31 protein-coding genes are annotated in these 17,125 nt (G+C 50.6%); 28 read left to right on the plus strand and 3 right to left on the minus strand.

The window, feature by feature from the left end:
- Positions 1-7 precede the first annotated feature (7 nt).
- The 28 genes from rplD (at position 8) to DPRO_RS19435 (ending at position 14,095) form a co-directional block, all read left to right on the plus strand.
- Positions 8-628 (plus strand): 50S ribosomal protein L4, encoded by a 621-nt coding sequence (rplD, locus tag DPRO_RS19300; protein ID WP_097013549.1) that lies wholly within the window; start codon positions 8-10, stop codon positions 626-628.
- Positions 628-918, plus strand: a complete 291-nt coding sequence (gene rplW / locus DPRO_RS19305; RefSeq protein ID WP_097013550.1) for a 50S ribosomal protein L23 — start codon at positions 628-630, stop codon at positions 916-918. Before rplD ends, rplW begins: the two co-directional genes overlap by 1 nt.
- A 3-nt stretch (positions 919-921) precedes the next feature.
- The gene (gene rplB / locus DPRO_RS19310; RefSeq protein WP_097013551.1) at positions 922-1,752 is read left to right on the plus strand and encodes a 50S ribosomal protein L2; all 831 of its coding nucleotides are present in this window, start codon (positions 922-924) and stop codon (positions 1,750-1,752) included.
- Positions 1,753-1,763: 11 nt separating this feature from the next.
- Positions 1,764-2,033: a 30S ribosomal protein S19 gene (rpsS, locus tag DPRO_RS19315; protein WP_015416576.1), complete on the plus strand. Its 270-nt coding sequence runs from the start codon at positions 1,764-1,766 to the stop codon at positions 2,031-2,033.
- An 11-nt stretch (positions 2,034-2,044) separates the two neighbouring features.
- On the plus strand, positions 2,045-2,377 hold the full coding sequence (gene rplV / locus DPRO_RS19320; protein WP_097013552.1) for a 50S ribosomal protein L22: 333 nt from the start codon (positions 2,045-2,047) through the stop codon (positions 2,375-2,377).
- Between the two features lies 1 nt (position 2,378).
- Complete coding sequence (gene rpsC, locus DPRO_RS19325) at positions 2,379-3,020, plus strand: 30S ribosomal protein S3 (RefSeq protein WP_015416578.1); 642 nt, start codon at positions 2,379-2,381, stop codon at positions 3,018-3,020.
- A complete protein-coding gene (gene rplP / locus DPRO_RS19330) occupies positions 3,020-3,433 on the plus strand; it encodes a 50S ribosomal protein L16 (protein WP_097013553.1) in 414 nt (137 codons plus the stop codon). Before rpsC ends, rplP begins: the two co-directional genes overlap by 1 nt.
- Before the next feature lie 3 nt (positions 3,434-3,436).
- Entirely contained in the window at positions 3,437-3,628 is a 192-nt protein-coding gene (rpmC, locus tag DPRO_RS19335) for a 50S ribosomal protein L29 (protein ID WP_097013816.1), read from the plus strand.
- Positions 3,629-3,632: 4 nt separating this feature from the next.
- On the plus strand, positions 3,633-3,899 hold the full coding sequence (gene rpsQ / locus DPRO_RS19340) for a 30S ribosomal protein S17 (protein ID WP_097013554.1): 267 nt from the start codon (positions 3,633-3,635) through the stop codon (positions 3,897-3,899).
- 18 nt (positions 3,900-3,917) lie between these two features.
- Entirely contained in the window at positions 3,918-4,286 is a 369-nt protein-coding gene (gene rplN, locus DPRO_RS19345) for a 50S ribosomal protein L14 (protein ID WP_097013555.1), read from the plus strand.
- A 9-nt stretch (positions 4,287-4,295) separates the two neighbouring features.
- Entirely contained in the window at positions 4,296-4,619 is a 324-nt protein-coding gene (rplX, locus tag DPRO_RS19350; RefSeq protein WP_097013556.1) for a 50S ribosomal protein L24, read from the plus strand.
- An 8-nt stretch (positions 4,620-4,627) separates the two neighbouring features.
- On the plus strand, positions 4,628-5,167 hold the full coding sequence (rplE, locus tag DPRO_RS19355) for a 50S ribosomal protein L5 (RefSeq protein WP_097013557.1): 540 nt from the start codon (positions 4,628-4,630) through the stop codon (positions 5,165-5,167).
- A gap of 11 nt (positions 5,168-5,178) precedes the next feature.
- On the plus strand, positions 5,179-5,364 hold the full coding sequence (locus DPRO_RS19360; protein ID WP_097013558.1) for a type Z 30S ribosomal protein S14: 186 nt from the start codon (positions 5,179-5,181) through the stop codon (positions 5,362-5,364).
- A 15-nt stretch (positions 5,365-5,379) separates the two neighbouring features.
- Positions 5,380-5,763, plus strand: coding sequence for a 30S ribosomal protein S8 (rpsH, locus tag DPRO_RS19365; protein WP_097013559.1), 384 nt, complete (start codon positions 5,380-5,382; stop codon positions 5,761-5,763).
- 11 nt (positions 5,764-5,774) lie between these two features.
- Positions 5,775-6,311 (plus strand): 50S ribosomal protein L6, encoded by a 537-nt coding sequence (gene rplF, locus DPRO_RS19370; protein ID WP_097013560.1) that lies wholly within the window; start codon positions 5,775-5,777, stop codon positions 6,309-6,311.
- An 11-nt stretch (positions 6,312-6,322) separates the two neighbouring features.
- Positions 6,323-6,682 (plus strand): 50S ribosomal protein L18, encoded by a 360-nt coding sequence (gene rplR, locus DPRO_RS19375; RefSeq protein WP_097013561.1) that lies wholly within the window; start codon positions 6,323-6,325, stop codon positions 6,680-6,682.
- 17 nt (positions 6,683-6,699) lie between these two features.
- On the plus strand, positions 6,700-7,191 hold the full coding sequence (gene rpsE, locus DPRO_RS19380) for a 30S ribosomal protein S5 (RefSeq protein WP_097013562.1): 492 nt from the start codon (positions 6,700-6,702) through the stop codon (positions 7,189-7,191).
- 11 nt (positions 7,192-7,202) lie between these two features.
- Positions 7,203-7,376, plus strand: a complete 174-nt coding sequence (gene rpmD / locus DPRO_RS19385) for a 50S ribosomal protein L30 (protein WP_173806826.1) — start codon at positions 7,203-7,205, stop codon at positions 7,374-7,376.
- Entirely contained in the window at positions 7,373-7,819 is a 447-nt protein-coding gene (gene rplO, locus DPRO_RS19390; protein WP_097013564.1) for a 50S ribosomal protein L15, read from the plus strand. Before rpmD ends, rplO begins: the two co-directional genes overlap by 4 nt.
- 26 nt (positions 7,820-7,845) lie before the next feature.
- Positions 7,846-9,153, plus strand: coding sequence for a preprotein translocase subunit SecY (gene secY / locus DPRO_RS19395; RefSeq protein ID WP_173806828.1), 1,308 nt, complete (start codon positions 7,846-7,848; stop codon positions 9,151-9,153).
- Positions 9,154-9,155: 2 nt separating this feature from the next.
- The gene (gene map / locus DPRO_RS19400; protein ID WP_097013566.1) at positions 9,156-9,926 is read left to right on the plus strand and encodes a type I methionyl aminopeptidase; all 771 of its coding nucleotides are present in this window, start codon (positions 9,156-9,158) and stop codon (positions 9,924-9,926) included.
- Between the two features lie 127 nt (positions 9,927-10,053).
- Positions 10,054-10,167 (plus strand): 50S ribosomal protein L36, encoded by a 114-nt coding sequence (gene rpmJ, locus DPRO_RS19405; RefSeq protein WP_097013567.1) that lies wholly within the window; start codon positions 10,054-10,056, stop codon positions 10,165-10,167.
- Positions 10,168-10,179: 12 nt separating this feature from the next.
- Positions 10,180-10,551, plus strand: a complete 372-nt coding sequence (gene rpsM, locus DPRO_RS19410) for a 30S ribosomal protein S13 (protein WP_097013568.1) — start codon at positions 10,180-10,182, stop codon at positions 10,549-10,551.
- Positions 10,552-10,633: 82 nt separating this feature from the next.
- The gene (gene rpsK, locus DPRO_RS19415) at positions 10,634-11,020 is read left to right on the plus strand and encodes a 30S ribosomal protein S11 (RefSeq protein WP_015416595.1); all 387 of its coding nucleotides are present in this window, start codon (positions 10,634-10,636) and stop codon (positions 11,018-11,020) included.
- A gap of 15 nt (positions 11,021-11,035) precedes the next feature.
- Positions 11,036-11,662 carry a 30S ribosomal protein S4 gene (rpsD, locus tag DPRO_RS19420; RefSeq protein WP_097013569.1) on the plus strand — a complete coding sequence of 209 codons (627 nt, stop codon included), beginning with the start codon at positions 11,036-11,038 and terminating at the stop codon, positions 11,660-11,662.
- 12 nt (positions 11,663-11,674) lie between these two features.
- Positions 11,675-12,715, plus strand: a complete 1,041-nt coding sequence (locus tag DPRO_RS19425; protein WP_097013570.1) for a DNA-directed RNA polymerase subunit alpha — start codon at positions 11,675-11,677, stop codon at positions 12,713-12,715.
- Positions 12,705-13,130 carry a 50S ribosomal protein L17 gene (gene rplQ, locus DPRO_RS19430; protein ID WP_097013571.1) on the plus strand — a complete coding sequence of 142 codons (426 nt, stop codon included), beginning with the start codon at positions 12,705-12,707 and terminating at the stop codon, positions 13,128-13,130. Before DPRO_RS19425 ends, rplQ begins: the two co-directional genes overlap by 11 nt.
- 80 nt (positions 13,131-13,210) lie before the next feature.
- Positions 13,211-14,095 (plus strand): selenium metabolism-associated LysR family transcriptional regulator, encoded by an 885-nt coding sequence (locus DPRO_RS19435; RefSeq protein ID WP_097013572.1) that lies wholly within the window; start codon positions 13,211-13,213, stop codon positions 14,093-14,095.
- A gap of 32 nt (positions 14,096-14,127) precedes the next feature.
- On the opposite strand, the gene DPRO_RS19440 is transcribed toward DPRO_RS19435, so the two are convergent.
- Genes DPRO_RS19440 through mqnE form a run of 3 tightly spaced genes read right to left on the minus strand, consistent with a single transcriptional unit; the run spans position 14,128 to position 17,120 of the window.
- The gene (locus tag DPRO_RS19440; RefSeq protein WP_097013573.1) at positions 14,128-14,955 is read right to left on the minus strand and encodes a menaquinone biosynthetic enzyme MqnA/MqnD family protein; all 828 of its coding nucleotides are present in this window, start codon (positions 14,953-14,955) and stop codon (positions 14,128-14,130) included.
- Positions 14,956-16,023 carry a cyclic dehypoxanthinyl futalosine synthase gene (gene mqnC, locus DPRO_RS19445; protein WP_097013574.1) on the minus strand — a complete coding sequence of 356 codons (1,068 nt, stop codon included), beginning with the start codon at positions 16,021-16,023 and terminating at the stop codon, positions 14,956-14,958. It abuts the gene before it with no gap.
- A 2-nt stretch (positions 16,024-16,025) separates the two neighbouring features.
- Positions 16,026-17,120: an aminofutalosine synthase MqnE gene (gene mqnE, locus DPRO_RS19450; protein WP_173806830.1), complete on the minus strand. Its 1,095-nt coding sequence runs from the start codon at positions 17,118-17,120 to the stop codon at positions 16,026-16,028.
- Between the last annotated feature and the right edge of the window lie 5 nt (positions 17,121-17,125).

Genomic DNA, 17,125 nt, shown 5'->3' on the forward strand with positions numbered 1-17,125 from the left:
AGATATCATGGCAAAATTGCAAGTAGTTGATCAGAATAATACGAAAGTGGGCGATATCGAACTGGCCCCTGAGGTTTTCGAGGTTGAAGTTCAGCCTGAAATTCTCAACCTGGTTGTCCGCTCCCAGCGCGCTGCAAAGCGTCAGGGTACGCACGCAACCAAGAACCGCGCCCTTATCACGGGCGGCGGACGCAAGCCTTGGCGCCAGAAGGGCACCGGACGCGCTCGTGCTGGTTCTTCCCGTTCGCCTCTGTGGCGTGGCGGTGCGACCACCTTCGGTCCCCAGCCCCGTGACTATTCTTTCAAAGTGAATAAAAAGGTCCGCAAGCTGGCTTTGCAGATGGCTCTTTCCTCTCGTGTTTCCGAAGAGAAACTCACAGTGGTTAAGTCTATCGAACTCGATGAAATCAAGACCAAGGCTTTCGCAGCAGTTGCTGAAAAGCTCGGTCTCGGTAAAACCCTCATCGTGGCAAAAGACGCTGACGAAAAGCTGGTACTTTCCGCACGGAACATGCCTCACGTCAAAGTGATCGAAGCCGCTAAGCTGAATGTTTACGACGTGCTGCTGTACCCTGAGCTGGTAATGCTCGAGGCTGCCGCCCAAGACGTTCAAGAGAGGTTGAAGTAATGGATTATTCCCAAGTTTTGCTTAAGCCCGTTGTGTCTGAAAAGGCCAACGACGCTAAGGAGCAGTCCAATCACGTCACCTTCTTCGTCCACCCTGATTCCAATAAAATCGAGGTGAAGAAGGCAGTTGAGGCAGCGTTTGACGTTAAGGTCGAGTCCGTTAACATCATTCGTAAAAAAGCCATGCCGCGCAAGCGCTTCGGTCGTGTCACCGGTCGTATCCCCGGTTACAAGAAGGCCTATGTGAAGCTCGTGAAAGGCGATAAGATCGAAATCTTCGAAGGAGTGTAACAAATGGCAACCCGTAAGCTGAAGCCTACTTCTCCGGGCCGCCGGTTCCAGACGATCTCGGATTTTGCCGAGATCACCCGGACCACTCCCGAGAAGTCACTGACCAAAGGCCTGACCAAGAAGGCCGGTCGCAATAACAATGGTCGCGTAACCATGCGCCGTCGTGGTGGTGGGCACAAAACTCTGTACCGTATCATCGATTTCAAGCGTAACAAGATTGGCGTTCCGGCCAAGGTTGCTGAGATCGAATACGATCCGAACCGCAGTGCTCGCATCGCACTCCTGCATTATGCAGATGGTGAAAAACGTTACATTCTGGCTCCTGTTGGTCTCAATCAGGGAGACCGCATTCTTGCTGGTGAAGGTGCTGACATCAAGCCCGGCAACGCAATGCAGCTCTCTCAGGTTCCGACTGGTACCGTCGTTCACAACATTGAGCTGCATCCTGGAAAGGGTGGTCAGTTCTGTCGTGCAGCCGGCACCTACGCTCAGTTGGTAGCTAAAGAAGGCAAATACGCTCTCCTGCGCATGCCTTCCGGCGAAGTCCGCAAGGTCCTCGTCACCTGCTGCGCAACTATCGGCCAGGTTGGTAACATTCATCACGAAAGTATTAAGATCGGTAAAGCCGGACGTGCTCGTTGGCTTGGCCGTCGCCCGAAGGTTCGAGGCGTTGCAATGAACCCGATCGATCACCCGCTTGGTGGTGGTGAGGGTCGTAGCTCTGGTGGTCGTCACCCGGTTTCTCCGTGGGGCGTACCTGCTAAGGGTTACAAGACTCGCAACAAGAAGAAAGCTTCTTCGAAGCTCATCGTCAAACGCCGCGGCCAGAAGTAGGAGTATAACTAATGCCTAGATCTCTTAAGAAAGGCCCGTTCATTGACGGCCACCTTATGAAGAAAGTCGAAGCCGCTGCTGAAAATCAGGATCGCCGTGTCATCAAGACTTGGTCGCGCCGCTCCACGATTTTCCCTGAGATGGTCGGTATGACCTTCGCTGTTCACAATGGACGCAAGTTCATCCCGGTTTTCGTGACCGAAAATATGGTCGGTCACAAATTAGGTGAGTTTTCGCCCACCCGTACCTACTTCGGCCACGCTGCCGACAAGAAGAAGTAGGGGAGGACATTATGGAAGCTAAAGCAGTAGCTAAATACATTCGTGTATCTCCGCGCAAGACCCGCCTTGTCGCTGATAACATCAAGGGTAAAGGCGTTGAGGATGCCCTCAACATTCTTCGGTTCACCCCGAAAAAGTCTGCCCAGATTCTCAGCAAGGTGCTGTACTCTGCCATTTCCAATGCAGAACAGATGCCCGGAGTTGATGTTGACTCTCTGATCGTTGATTCGGTCACAGTCAACGAAGGACCGACTTGGAAACGTATCCAGCCGCGTGCCATGGGCCGCGCCTATCGTATCCGCAAGCGTACCAGCCACATCACCATCGTGGTGAAGGAGCAATAGTATGGGACAGAAAGTACATCCTTACGGTTTTCGTCTTGGTTATAACAAGAACTGGGTGTCCCGCTGGTACAGCAAGAAGGATTACCCGGCATTCGTTCTCCAGGACGATCAAATCCGCAAATTCGTAAAGAAGAAACTTTACCAAGCCGGTATTGCACGTCTCGAAATCGAACGTGCCGGCGGTAAGATTCGACTGATCATCCACACCGCACGTCCCGGTATCGTTATCGGACGCAAGGGTGTTGAGATAGAAAAGCTGCGCGAAGAACTCCGCAGCAAGTTTCAAACCGAATTCACCATTGAGGTCAACGAGATCCGTCGACCGGAGGTTGAAGCTCAGCTCGTAGCTGAGAACATTGCCCAACAACTCGAACGTCGTATTGCCTTCCGCCGTGCCATGAAGCGCACGGTGGGCCTTGCCAGGAAATTCGGCGCCGAGGGTATCAAAGTCGCATGTGCCGGTCGTTTGGCCGGAGCTGAAATTGCACGCGGCGAATGGTATCGTGATGGGCGTGTGCCCCTGCACACCCTTCGTGCCGATATCGACTACGGTTTTGCCGAAGCAGCTACCACCTACGGCGTAATCGGTGTCAAGGTCTGGATCTTCAAGGGTGAGATTCTTGACAAAGAGGTTGAACAGTAATGCTTGCTCCAAAAAGAGTTAAATTCAGAAAGCGGCAAAAAGGCCGCCTCAGAGGCAAGGCCCAACGGGGTAACAGCGTGTCCTTCGGCGAAATCGGCCTGAAGGCATTGGAGCATGGAAAGATCACCAGCCAGCAAATCGAATCCGCTCGTGTCGCCATCATGCGTCACATCAAGCGTGGTGGTAAGGTCTGGATCCGTATCTTCCCTGATTTCCCCGTCACATCCAAGCCCGCGGAAGTCCGCATGGGTAAAGGTAAAGGTGCTCCCGAAGGTTGGGTTGCACCGGTGAAACCGGGTCGTATCATGTACGAAGTCAAAGGTGTTGACATTAACCTTGCTAAGGAAGCTCTCAAGCGTGCTTCCTACAAGCTGCCCATCAAAACGGCCATCGTCGTTAAGGAGGGTGCGTAAATGCTGACTACTAAAGAACTTCGTGAACTGGATGACGCCGCTCTCAGCGAGAAGCTTGTTGAAACCCGCAAGGAGTTGTTCTCCATGCGCTTCAAGCATGCTACCGCTCAGTTGGAAAATACCAAGGCTCTCAGCGGCGCCAAAAAGACTATCGCCCGTATCCTGACTATTCAGAAGGAACGACAGGGAGCGTAGAGAAATGGCTGAGTTCAAATACAAAGGCAACAGGCGTGTGCTCACCGGCCTGGTCGTCTCCGACAAAGCCGACAAGACAATTGTCGTCCGCGTCGAGACCCTGGTCAAGCACCCGCTGCTGAAGAAGTATATTCGTCGCCGCAAGAAGTTCATGGCCCATGATCCGGCTAATGACTGCGGTGTTGGCGATAAGGTGCAGATTGTCGAATCGAGGCCCATGTCCAAGCGTAAGCGCTGGCACCTGGTGCAGATCCTCGAAAAGGCCGTCTAAGGGTTAGGAGGAAATCAAATGATACAGGTTGAATCCAAACTCGACGTGGCTGACAACTCCGGGGCCAAGAAGGTCCAGTGCATCAAGGTGCTTGGTGGATCCAAGCGCCGTTACGCCAGCGTCGGTGACATCGTAGTAGTATCCGTCAAGGAAGCCATGCCTCACTCCAAAGTGAAGAAAGGCTCCGTCATGAAGGCGGTTGTTGTTCGCACCAAAAAGGAAATCGGTCGTCCCGATGGTTCCTACATTAAGTTCGACAACAACTCGGCTGTTCTGCTTAACAACAACATGGAGCCTGTAGGTACCCGTATTTTCGGACCTGTTGCTCGTGAGTTGCGTGCGGCCGGCTTCATGAAGATCGTTTCCCTCGCTCCTGAGGTCCTGTAAGAGGATATGATGATGAAGACGAAGATTCGTAAAGACGACAAAGTCATGGTCATCGCCGGTAAGGACAAGGGAAAGGTTGGCAAGGTTCTCAAGATTCTGACCAAAAAAGACAAACTCCTCGTTGAGAAAGTCAATATGGTTCAGCGTCACACCAAGGCCAATCCCTATGCCCAGCAGCCTGGCGGGATCATCGAGAAGGAAGCCCCGATTCATGTATCCAATGTGGCCGTTGTATGCGATGCATGCACCAAGCCCACGCGGATCGGGTACAAGAAGACTGAAGACGGGAAGAAAGTTCGCTTCTGCAAGAAGTGCAACGAGATCTTCAAATAGGAATCAGTATGACACGTCTCGAAAGTGTATATAAAGAAAAAGTAGTCCCTGAGCTTCAGAAGGAGTTCGGCTACAGTTCAGCAATGGAGATCCCACGTTTGGTGAAGGTCTCCCTGAACATCGGTCTCGGTGAAGCTTCGCAGAACAGCAAGCTCATCGAGCCCGCTGTAGCGGAACTGACCGCAATCGCCGGTCAGAAAGCTGTTATCACCAAGGCCAAGAAGTCCATCGCTCAGTTCAAGCTGCGTGAAGGTATGCCGATTGGTACGCGTGTAACGCTTCGCGGCGAACGCATGTGGGACTTTTACGATAGGCTCGTGTCTTTCGCGCTGCCCAGAGTCCGTGACTTCCGCGGCGTTCCCGATCGTGGTTTCGACGGTCGCGGCAACTTTACTCTCGGCATCAAGGAACACACCATTTTCCCTGAGCTCGAAATCGATAAGGTTGATTTAGTGAAGGGCATGAACGTGACCATCGTCACGACCGCAAAAACTGACAAGGAAGGCAAGATGCTTCTTGATCTCCTTGGCATGCCCTTTAAGAAATAGGAGGACGGAAAGTGGCCAAAACAAGCATTCGCGTTAAGGCTCGCCGCAAACCCAAGTTCAAGGTTCGCGCCTACAATCGTTGCCCGATTTGTGGCCGTCCTCGTGCTTTTCTGAGGCGTTACGGCATCTGCCGTATTTGCTTCCGCAACAAAGCTCTTGCCGGGGAACTTCCTGGCGTCCGCAAGGCGAGCTGGTAATTAAGGAGAAATGAAATGGCTGTTGTTGATCCTGTAGCCGACATGTTGACCCGCATCCGGAATGCGTACGGTGCATATCATACCGATGTTGCCGTCCCCGCTTCCAAGATGAAAGCTTCTATTGCGGGTATCCTGAAGGAAGAAGGTTATATCACCGACTACGCTGTCGAGGACAGGGACATCAGTATTACCCTCAAATACGCCAATGGCAAACCGCTTATCACTGGTCTGAAAAAGATCAGCAAGCCGGGTCGTCGCGTATATGTTGGTGCAGCTGATATCCCCCGAGTCCAGAACGGTATCGGTATTTGTATCGTGTCCACCTCAAAGGGGCTGCTCGAAGGTGCCAAGGCCAAAGAGGCCAAAATTGGCGGCGAGCTTCTGGCCGAAATCTGGTAGAGAGGTTCCAAATGTCTCGTATAGGAAAAAATCCCATCGACATCCCTGCGGGTGTCGAGGTATCCGTCGGAGCCTCCGAGATCCAGGTCAAAGGTCCGAAAGGTTCTTTGACTACTCCGGTTCATGAAACCGTTGAGTACAAGGTCGAGGATGGCAAGGTTTATATCACTCGCACTAACGATTCCCGCAATGCTCGTGGTCAGCACGGCCTGCGTCGAACCCTGCTCGCTAACTGCGTTGAAGGCGTATCCAAAGGATATACCAAGGGTTTGGAAGTCATTGGTGTTGGATACAAGGTGTCCGTTCAGGGCAAGAAAGTCGTTTTGAACGTTGGATATTCTCATCCCGTTGAATTCGATCTGCCCGCCGGTATCGATGCTAAGGCGGAAGGCATTAAGCTGACCATCGAAGGCATTGATAAGCAGCTTGTCGGTGAAGTCGCGGCTCAGATTCGTCGCGTACGTCCGCCCGAACCTTACAAGGGTAAAGGCATTAAGTACGCTGAAGAAGTCATTCGCCGCAAGGCCGGTAAGTCCGGTTCCAAGTAGGGGGAGTAGCCATGAGTAAAAGCAAGAATGCAAAGCGGCTTACTCGTAAGCCCCGCATCAGAAAAAAGGTCTCCGGTACTGAAGCACGACCCCGTTTGGTTGTCTTCCGCTCCAACCAGCATCTTTATGCTCAGTTGGTTGACGATGTAAACGGTGTGACTCTCGCTTCTTCCAGCACTCAGGTGTTGGCTAAGGAAGGCGAGTCTCTGAAAGCCAACAAAGAATCCGCAGCCAAAGTCGGTAAAGACATTGCTGCGAAGGCTTTGGAGAACAAGATCGAAACCGTCGTCTTTGACCGGAATGGTTATATCTATCACGGCAAGATTAAATCCCTTGCCGACGGTGCCCGCGAGGGCGGGCTGAAATTCTAGGCAGCTAGGAAAGTACAATGGAACAAAATGAAAGTGGACTGATCGAAAAAATCGTCTACCTCAATCGCGTCGCCAAAGTTGTTAAGGGTGGCCGCCGTTTCAGCTTCAGCTGCCTGGTGGTCGTCGGTGACGGTGAAGGTGGGGTAGGCTACGGACTGGGTAAGGCCAACGAAGTGCCTGAAGCCATCCGTAAGGCTAGCGAGCGTGCTAAAAAGAACATGATCCAGGTTCCTCTTCTTGATGGCACTTTGCCGTATGAAGTACTGGGTCGCTACGGTGCTGGCCGCGTTATGCTCAAGCCTGCATCCCGTGGTACCGGTATCATCGCCGGTGGTCCTGTGCGCGCGATCATGGAAGCCGTAGGCGTTCATGACATCCTGACCAAAGCAATTGGTACCAACAACCCGCATAACGTGTTGCGTGCTACCATTGCCGGTCTCGAATCCCTGCGTAGTGCCGAGGATGTTTCCGCTCTTCGCGGTGTCCCGGTTTCTACGCCGAGAAAGTAGAGGAGATCGCCGTGTTGAAAGTAAAACAGATTAAAAGCAAAATTGCCTGCAAGCCTGACCAGGTGAAAACCCTGGCAGCGCTTGGTTTGCGCAAGATCGGACAGATCAAGGAACACGACGACAACGCTGTCATTCGTGGCATGATCTATAAGGTCAGACACTTGGTGGAGGTAGTTGAATCATGAGACTTCATGAACTCTATGCTTTCCCGGAAGAGTATAAGAATCGTCGTCGTATAGGCCGTGGTTCTGGTTCTGGCTGGGGTAAGACCTCCGCAAAGGGCCACAAGGGTCAGAATTCTCGCTCCGGTGGCGGCGTTCGCCCCGGGTTTGAGGGTGGACAGATGCCTCTGGCGCGTCGCCTTCCCAAGCGTGGCTTCAAAAATCCCTTCCGTGTGGAATACGAAGCTGTTAACGTTGGCCAGTTGATCAGCATGTTTGAAGGCAAGGATGAAATCACCCTTGCTGACATCTATGATCGTGGAGTTGCCAAAGAAGGCGCTCCGGTCAAGGTTCTCGGAACCGGTGAAGTGGAAAAAGCTGTCACCATTGAAGCACATCGCTTCAGTGCATCCGCAGCTGAGAAGATTGCCAAGGCCGGCGGTAACGCCAAGGCCATTGAAGGCTAACCTTATAGGGTATCGGAAGGGTTATTGTGGCGATGTCAGGAGTTGAGAATCTTGCCCGATTACCAGAGCTGAAGAAAAAACTGCTCTGGACGTTCGCACTGCTTGCTGTCTACCGGATCGGCATTCACATTCCCATTCCTGGGGTCGACAGTGCAGCGCTTGCCGAGTTTTTCGCCCAAGCGCAGAACACACTCTTCGGGATATTCGATATGTTCTCGGGCGGTGGACTGTCCAACATGTCCATCTTCGCCCTGGGTATTATGCCATACATCTCGGCTTCAATTATCCTTCAGCTCCTGACCGTCGTGTCTCCCGAGTTGAAGCGTCTTCAGAAAGAAGAAGGCGAAGCCGGTAGAAAGAAAATAACTCAGTACACCAGATACGGAACCGTGCTCATTACCGTGGTGCAAGGCTTTGCCATTGCATCCGGTCTTGAGTCGGCTGCGAGCCCCACTGGGGCTCCCATGGTCCTGATTCCTGGTTGGGGTTTCAAGTTGATGACCATCTTGACCCTGACTGCAGGTACCGTGTTTCTGATGTGGCTGGGTGAACAGCTGACAGAAAAGGGAATTGGGAACGGTATTTCTCTCATCATTTACGCAGGTATTATCGCCGGACTTCCTTCGGCAGTAGTTAATACTGTGCAGTTGATGACCGTGGGAGAAATCACCCTGTTTGTCCTTCTTTTCATTGTATTATTCATGATTGCCACATTGGCATTCATCGTATTCATGGAACGTGGACAACGCAGAATTCCCATTCACTATGCTAAACGTCAGCAAGGACGACGCATGTTTGGAGGCCAGACCACACATCTGCCTCTGAAGATCAATACCGCGGGTGTTATTCCCCCGATTTTTGCATCGTCCATCCTTATGTTCCCCGCTACCCTCGCACAGTTTTCCAACGTGCAGTGGTTGCAGGACATCTCGGCTTTCATGAGCCCTGATTCCATCGTGTACAACTTGTTGTTCATCGGAATCATCATATTCTTCTGTTATTTCTACACTGCGATCATGTTTGATCCCAAAGGAATCTCAGAAAATATTCAGAAGCAGGGTGGTTTTATCCCAGGCATTCGTCCTGGCGCCAGAACTCGTGAGTACATTGATCGCGTACTGGCACGTATCACTCTGTGGGGTGCATTCTATGTGTCTCTTGTTTGTGTAGTTCCTATGTTCCTGATCTCAAACTTCGGTGTTCCGTTTTACTTCGGTGGAACTTCATTGTTGATTGTCGTCGGCGTTGCTATGGACTTCATGGGACAGATCGAGTCTTATCTGATTTCGCGTCAGTACGAAGGCTTGATGGGTAAAGCCGGAAAAGGTAGGTAGCCTTGAAGAAGTTCAGGGGTGTCTTCCTAAAGAATGATAAAGAGATTGGCCTCATGCGTGAGGCCAATCGTATTGTTTCCCGAATCCTCGATGAACTCGGTGAAAACGTCAAACCTGGCGTTCCCACTATTCTCTTCGAGGAGATTTGCCAGGCTCGCTGCAAAGAATTAAATGTACGGCCTGCCTTCATGGGGTATCAGGGTTTTCCCTTTGCTCTGTGTTGTTCTGTTAATGAAGAAATTGTTCATGGCTTCCCTTCCAAAGAACGCATCCTTCAAGAGGGTGACATTGTCAGTTTTGACATGGGAGTTGTGTACAAAGGATTTTTTGGAGACTCTGCCAGAACTTTTGCCGTAGGTAATGTTTCTCCAGAAACAAAAAAACTCATGGACGTAACCCGTGAGTCGCTTTACAAGGGTATCGAACAAGCCGTACCTGGTAACAACTTGTATGACATTTCCGCGGCAATCCAGTCATATGTTGAAGGTTTCGGTTTCGGTATTGTCCGTCGTTTTGTCGGGCATGGGATTGGCAGTCATTTACATGAAAAGCCTGAAATCCCTAACTTCATTCCCAAGGGCATGTCCGGCGTTCCTCTCAAGGCCGGAATGGTGCTTGCCATAGAGCCGATGGTCACTGTTGGGAGCTATGAAGTTGAAGTGCTTGATGATAATTGGACTGCTGTTACTAAAGACAGGAAACTGTCAGCTCATTTTGAGCACTCTGTAGCAGTTACAAGTGACGGCCCCAGGATATTGAGCTTGTCTGATTAACCACTTGGCTGGTGCAAAACAGACTTGCACTTTATCGGAAATCGCTGTATGAGATACAGATTCGTTTAAAAGGCCACCCCATTTGGGGTATTGGCATTATTGTTATTTAGACAGTTTGGAGACGGTCATGAAAGTCAGACCTTCTGTTAAGAAAATGTGTCCCAAGTGCAAAGTAATCAGGCGCAACGGTGTGCTGCGGGTTATCTGTGACAACCCGCGTCACAAGCAGCGTCAAGGATAAAGGGTAATAACTATGGCACGTATAGCTGGTGTTGATCTGCCGAGAAATAAGCGCATGGATGTTGCGCTGACCTACATTTACGGCATCGGCCGGACCATGGCCCTGCAGATTCTCAATGATACTAAAATCGATTGGCAGACCAACAGTGACAACCTCACTGCTGATGAAGTCAACGCGATTCGTAACGAGATTGAAAACAACTACAAAGTTGAAGGTGACCTCCGTCGTGAGATTACCGGCAACATCAAGCGACTGATGGACATCGGCTGTTATCGCGGCCTGCGTCATCGTCGTGGACTGCCCGTTCGCGGTCAGAAATCCAAAACCAACGCTCGTACCCGTAAGGGGCCTCGCCGTTCCGTCATGGGACGCAAGAAGAAATAGCGTCGGTACCTACAGACAATTCACGTAGCTTTTAGAAATGAGTTACGTATGTTAAGACTTTTATTAAACGGAGATTTAGGCCATGGCTAGACCTCGTCGAGCTGGGAAGAAAAAAGAGAAAAAGAACATTCCCGTAGGCATTGCTCACGTTAAAGCCACGTTCAATAATACGATCGTGACCTTCACTGACGTTAAGGGCAATGTTGTCAGCTGGGCTTCCGCAGGCGCTCATTTCAAGGGTTCCCGCAAGTCCACCCCGTTTGCAGCGCAGATGGCTGCCGAATCCGCTGCCAAGCGTGCTCAGGATTCCGGAATGCGTACTGTTGGTATTTACGTCAAGGGCCCCGGCTCTGGTCGTGAAGCCGCAATGCGCGCCATTAACAACGCTGGCTTCAAGGTGACCTTTATTCGCGATATCACACCGATTCCGCATAATGGTTGCCGTCCGCCCAAACGCCGCAGGGTCTAATTAAGGAGAAGTATCGTGGCAAGATATACTCAAGCTAAATGCAAGCTGTGCCGTCGCGAGGGAGAAAAACTCTTCCTGAAGGGCGACCGCTGCTACACTGATAAATGCGCTTATGAAAAGCGTCCGTACCCTCCGGGACACTCCGGTCGCATGCGTCACAAGATGAGTGACTACGCAATCCAGCTTCGTGAGAAGCAGAAAGTGCGTCGCATGTATGGAGTTCTCGAAGGACAGTTCCGTGATTACTACCATCGTGCCGACGGCATGAAGGGTGTAACCGGTCATAACCTGTTGATGCTCCTTGAGCGCCGACTGGACAACGTGATTTTCCGTCTTGGTTTTGCTAATTCCCGTGATCAGGCTCGTCAGCTTGTACGTCATGGTATTTTCATGCTGAACGGCCGTCGCGTAAACGTCCCTTCCATGCAGGTTAAGCCCGAAGACGTTATCGAGGTCCGTGAAGAAGCTCGCAAGATCCCTGTCATTGGTGAGGCCCAGGAAGTTATCGCTCGTCGCGGTTGCCCTGAATGGCTCGAATCCGATGGTCCCAACTTCAAGGGTACTGTCAAGGCTATGCCTAGCCGGGAAGACATTCAGTTCCCGATCAACGAGCAGCTCATCGTCGAATTGTACTCCAAGTAAATAGGGGACTTCATGCTTATTGAGAACGGCGACAAATTAATCAACACCCGCAACTGGAGTGAACTGGTCAAACCTGAAAAGCTCACCCGTGACCCAAAGTCCGGTGAGAATTACGGCAAGTTCATCTGTGAACCCCTTGAGCGCGGTTATGCTACTACCATTGGTAATGCCATGCGCCGGGTCCTTCTGTCCTCTATGCAGGGGTGTGCCATTGTTGCCGCCTCTATTGAGGGCGTGCAGCATGAGTTCACCACACTTCCTGGTGTGCTCGAAGATATGACTGAGGTCGTATTGAACCTGAAGCAGGTTCGTATAGCTATGACCACTGATGAGCCTCAGCGGTTGGTTCTCGAAGCCAACAAAAAAGGCCCGGTCAAAGCGAGCATGATTCAGGAGAATCAGAATGCAAAGGTTCTGAACTCCGATCAGCTTATTGCCACTCTCACTGAAGATCGTCCGTTCAAAATGGAGATCGAAGTGCGCATGGGCAAGGGTTACGTCCCCGCTGACATGCATGAAGGTTTGACCGATGAGATCGGTTCCATGATCCTTGATGCGAGCTACTCTCCTGTAAAGAAGGTAGCTTACTCTGTGGAGCAGGCTCGTGTCGGTCAGATGACGAACTATGATAAACTCATCCTTGAAGTCTGGACCGACGGTTCCGTGACTCCTGAGGATGCCTGTGCATACAGTGCCAAGATCCTGAAAGATCAACTCTCTGTGTTCATTAACTTCGATGAGCTGTCTTCCGAAGCCCAAGAGGAAGAAGAAGATTCCATCGATCTGAACCCCAATCTCTTCAAGTCCATTGATGAGCTCGAACTCTCTGTTCGAGCAACCAATTGCTTGAAGGCTGCCAACATTCAGTTGGTGGGAGAGTTGGTACAGCGTACAGAACAGGCCATGCTGAAGACCAAGAACTTCGGTCGTAAGTCTCTTGATGAGATTCGTCGAGTCTTGGATGGAATGCAGCTTAAGTTCGGTATGACCGTTGAGGATTTTGACAAGAAATACCAGGAATGGTTGAAGAGGAAAGAGAAAAATGAGGCATAGAAAGTCCGGTCGTAAACTGAATCGGTCCAATACTCACCGCGCTGCCATGTTCAAAAACATGGCCCGCGCGCTCATGACCTACGAGCAGATCCGAACCACTGAAGCCAAAGCTAAAGAACTGCGTCGTATTGTTGACAAGCTCATCACGCTGGCTCTTCGCAATGACCTGCACACCCGCCGCCAGGCTTACAAAGTCCTTGGTAGCCATCAGATGGTGCAGCGTTTGTTTGACGAAATCGGTCCTCGCTTTGAAGGCGGAACCGGTGGGTATACTCGTATTATCAAGCTCGCTCAGCCCCGCAAAGGCGATTGCGCTCCGATGGTCATTATCGAACTGACCAAAAAGGCTCAAGCCGAAGCTCCTGTCGAAGAAGCTCCTGAAGCTCCTAAGACTGAAGAGAAGGGCGAAGAATAAGTCATTAAGGCGGACGGTAACGTCCGCCTTTTTTTTGCTTATAGCTATCGATCTTTTCAATAGGTTAAATCGAGTGGTATATGGATATTCGAAAGTTAGATGCTTTTTGTAAAGTGTATGAGATGCAGAACTTTTCCAAAGCCGGAGAAGTCATGTTTTTATCTCAGCCAACTATCAGTTCCCATGTGGCAAACCTTGAAGAGCAGCTTGGTGTACGACTTTTTGATCGTTTAGGGAGAAAAGTCATTCCAACCCAGGCTGGCCATGTCTTGTATCGTGGGGCAGTTGCGATCTTTGAAAATCTAGATCAAGCAAAGGCTTCTATAGAGTTGCTTCGAGATAAGGTAGTGGGTGAACTAATAATTGGTTGTAGCACTATCCCGTCGTTGACTATAGTTCCTGATGTGCTTTCAGGATTCTCTGCAAAGTATCCTGATGTATCTTTTTCCATCAACACGTTGGATTCCAGTGAAATCATGAAACGTGTTTCTGATGGCGAGTTTCCCGTTGGCATAGTTGGGCAAGAACCTGACGATGACCAACTTGAGTCTTATTTGATGTCAGAAGATGAAGTCGTGGTCGTAGCTTCTCCTAACGCGCCTTGGAGCGATTCCGGTACAGTCTCCCTTGATGCACTTACCGCAATGCCCTGGGTGATGCGAGAAAAAGGATCTGGCACACGTAATGTCCTGGAGAATGCTTTGATTAAAGCGGGGATGACCCTCAAGGATCTGAACATACGCTGTCAGGTAAATGGGACCTGCGAAACAATCGCACACACTATTAATGGGGTTGGTGTCAGCATAACTTCCTTGGCAGCTTCAAAGCACTTGATCGATTCTGGAAGATTGATACGGTTACAAGTGCCAGAACTAGAAGGTCAGCGACAATTTTATTTAATCTACCACCATGGTAGACACATGTTCCCAGCTCTTAAAACGTTTATTGAGTACATCAAGAATTAAAAAAAGCCCGGTAATCCGGGCTTTTTTTTTGCTTATAAGGACAGGAAGTCCATCGGTGGAATCTTTTCCAATAATCCATTTCTTTTAAGATAGCGGCAGAATTCTGTGAGTCCTTTTAGTTCCTGCTCTCCAAACTCGTACACAAGGCCGTCGAAGTAGGAACACATTTCTGTTTGATTCAAGCAACTGCTTTCGGAGGCTAGCAAACAGATATCGCGAATATTTTCTTCACCCCACAACCTAGCTTCGACCAACTTTTTACATCCCTCAACCGTAGCCGATGGGTTCTCTTCAAAGCTGGATCGTTGTGCGATCCACACACCAAAAATGAAGGGCAGCCCCGTCAATTCGCGCCAAGACTCGCCCAAGTCCACTCTGTGAGGGAAAGAAGGGTGGTAACGAAGGTTCAGCGCTTCGTCACCTATAGCCAATATTGCATCAAACTCGTTACCTGATTCCAGTTGGCTCGTCGCATCGCCCGTTACAAAATCTGGAGACACTTTCCATAGTTCAGCCAGCAACACCTTCAGGAGAGCCGCCGAAGTGTGGGTTTGGGAGCTGACAAGGATTGTCTTATTCTCCAATTCTTCGACAGGATATTTGCTCAAAAGCAGGACGGACTGAACCGGCCCTCTGCTTCCGATCGCTATGTTCGGTACCAGCAGGTATTTTTCTGGATGGCGTGCATATTCAATGCTGGATGCTGCTGATATATCGAGTTCGCCTGCGTCCATGAGCTTGTTCAGCTCTGAAGGCGGTCCACTGACTATTTCAAAGTCATGATCAATCAACCCGTTTTCAATTGGGCGATATATTGGAAGCACATTAAGGTAGCTGATTTTGCCAAGCCTAAGAGACATCTATTTCGTCTCCAAGGGGGTGTAATCCATAGTGCGTTGTTGCGGGGCGAACCCTGCGTCAATGACCAGTCTGTGGATTTCCTCTTTTGATAGCCTGAAGGCCACCCCTGCAGCTTTTACGACGTTTTCTTCGATCATGGTCGACCCAAAGTCGTTTCCTCCGAAATAGAGGGCGAGTTGCGCGATTTTCGGACCCATTGTTACCCATGACACCTGAATGTTGTCGATGTTATCCAAAACGATTCGCGAAACAGCCAGCGTTCTGAGGTACTCGGTGCTGGTCAGTTTTCTGCACTCTGGAAGCTCAGTATAATCAGGCTGAAATGTCCAGGGAATGAATGCGGTAAACCCACTTGTACGGTCCTGGGTCTCACGAACGGCAAAGAGGTGCTCCAAACGTTGCTCGGGAGTTTCCTTATGCCCAAACATCATGGTGGCAGTTGTGCGCAATCCCTGGTTGTGAGCCTCTTCCATGACGCCAAGCCACTGGTCGGCTGGGCACTTGTTGGGGGCGACTTCGGAACGCACTTCATCGACCAGAATCTCAGCACCGCCACCAGGGATCGAATCCAGTCCGGCGTTGCGAAGTCTCGAAATCACCTCAGCGACAGGAATCTGTTCCAATTCGCTCCAAAAAACGACTTCGGGCGGAGAAAAAGCATGAATATGGATATTGTAATTCGATTTGATATGACGCAGCATATCTTCGTACCAGGAAAGTGGCAGGTCGGGGTGGTGTCCACCCTGCATGAGGATTTGCGTGCCGCCCAGTTCTATGGTCTCGGCTATTTTCTGGCCAATTTCTTCATAGCTCAGCACGTAGCCGCCATCCTGATCCGGCTCCTTGTAGAAAGCGCAGAACTTGCAACAACACACGCAAATATTTGAGTAGTTGATGTTTCTGTCGATCACATACGTGACGGTTGGTTCAGGATGTTTACGAAGGCGAATCTGATGTGCCAGATAGCCCAGATCGTAAAAATCTGCCTCATTATACAGTGTACGAGCTTCATCAAAGCCAATGCGCTCGCCGTTCAAAATCTTTTGGTAAACTGATTGAAGGTTCATGATTACACCTCGTTGAAGAAGCCATCTCGTTCCACAGGGGTGCAGCCACACCCGCGGATCATGTCTTGCAGTTCTGTGTGGCTCAGCCCCTGCTCACTGGTCGCCCCGGCTTCATGGCCGATTTTCTCTTCGACAACCGTTCCGTCGAAATCATCCGCTCCGAACTTGAGGGCGGCCTGTGCTTGTTTCACTCCAAGCATGACCCAATATGCTTTGATGTGAGGAATATTGTCGAGCATCAGTCTGCTGATGGCGATGGTGCGAAGCTCTTCCAGCCCGGTTAAAGGCTTCTCGATGGTCAGTTGACTGTTTTCAGTGAGAAAGGGCAGAGGAATAAAACAGGTGTAGCCACCGCCTCGGTCCTGCGATTCCCTCAGTCGAATGAGATGGTCGAGTCGGTCTTCCTGCGATTCAATATGCCCGAAAAGCATCGTGCAGTTGGTTTTCATTCCGATGGAATGAGCTTCCTCGTGAACAGCGAGCCATTCATCGGCAGTAGACTTACGTGGGCAAATCTGGCTTCGAACGGATTCTGCAAATATCTCAGCTCCGCCACCTGGCAGCATGTCGAGACCGGCAGCATGAAGTCGGGTGAGGACATCAAGCGTGGTAGTGTTTTCAAGCCGAGCAAAATGAGCAATTTCAACGGCAGTAAAGCACTTGAGAACCACTTCGGGGAATCGGTCTTTCACGGAAGACATGACATCTTCGAAATAGGAGAGAGGCAACTTGGGGTGACACCCGCCAACGATATGGATTTCACGAGGGCTTAAGGCTGCCCCTTCGATCTTGGCAAGGATATCTTCTTTGGTAAGGACGAACGTACCATCCTGTCCTTCTTCGCGCTGGTAGGCACAAAAAACACATCCGTTGATGCAGACATTGGTATAGTTCACATGCTGATTCACAACATAGTAAGCCTTGTTGTCGTGTAATCGGGTCCGAACTTTGTGTGCCAGGGCGCCAACAGCCAGCGGCTCAGGACACTCAAACAGTGTGACGCCGTCTTCAAAAGACAGGCGTTCACCTGCTTCAACTTTGCCACGAATTTCTTTGAGACCCATGTTGGCGAAGTAATCGTTACTCAGCAGTTGCATTGACA

The sequence above is a fragment of the Pseudodesulfovibrio profundus genome, assembly GCF_900217235.1.
In the GTDB taxonomy this organism is placed as follows: Bacteria; Desulfobacterota; Desulfovibrionia; order Desulfovibrionales; family Desulfovibrionaceae; genus Pseudodesulfovibrio; species Pseudodesulfovibrio profundus.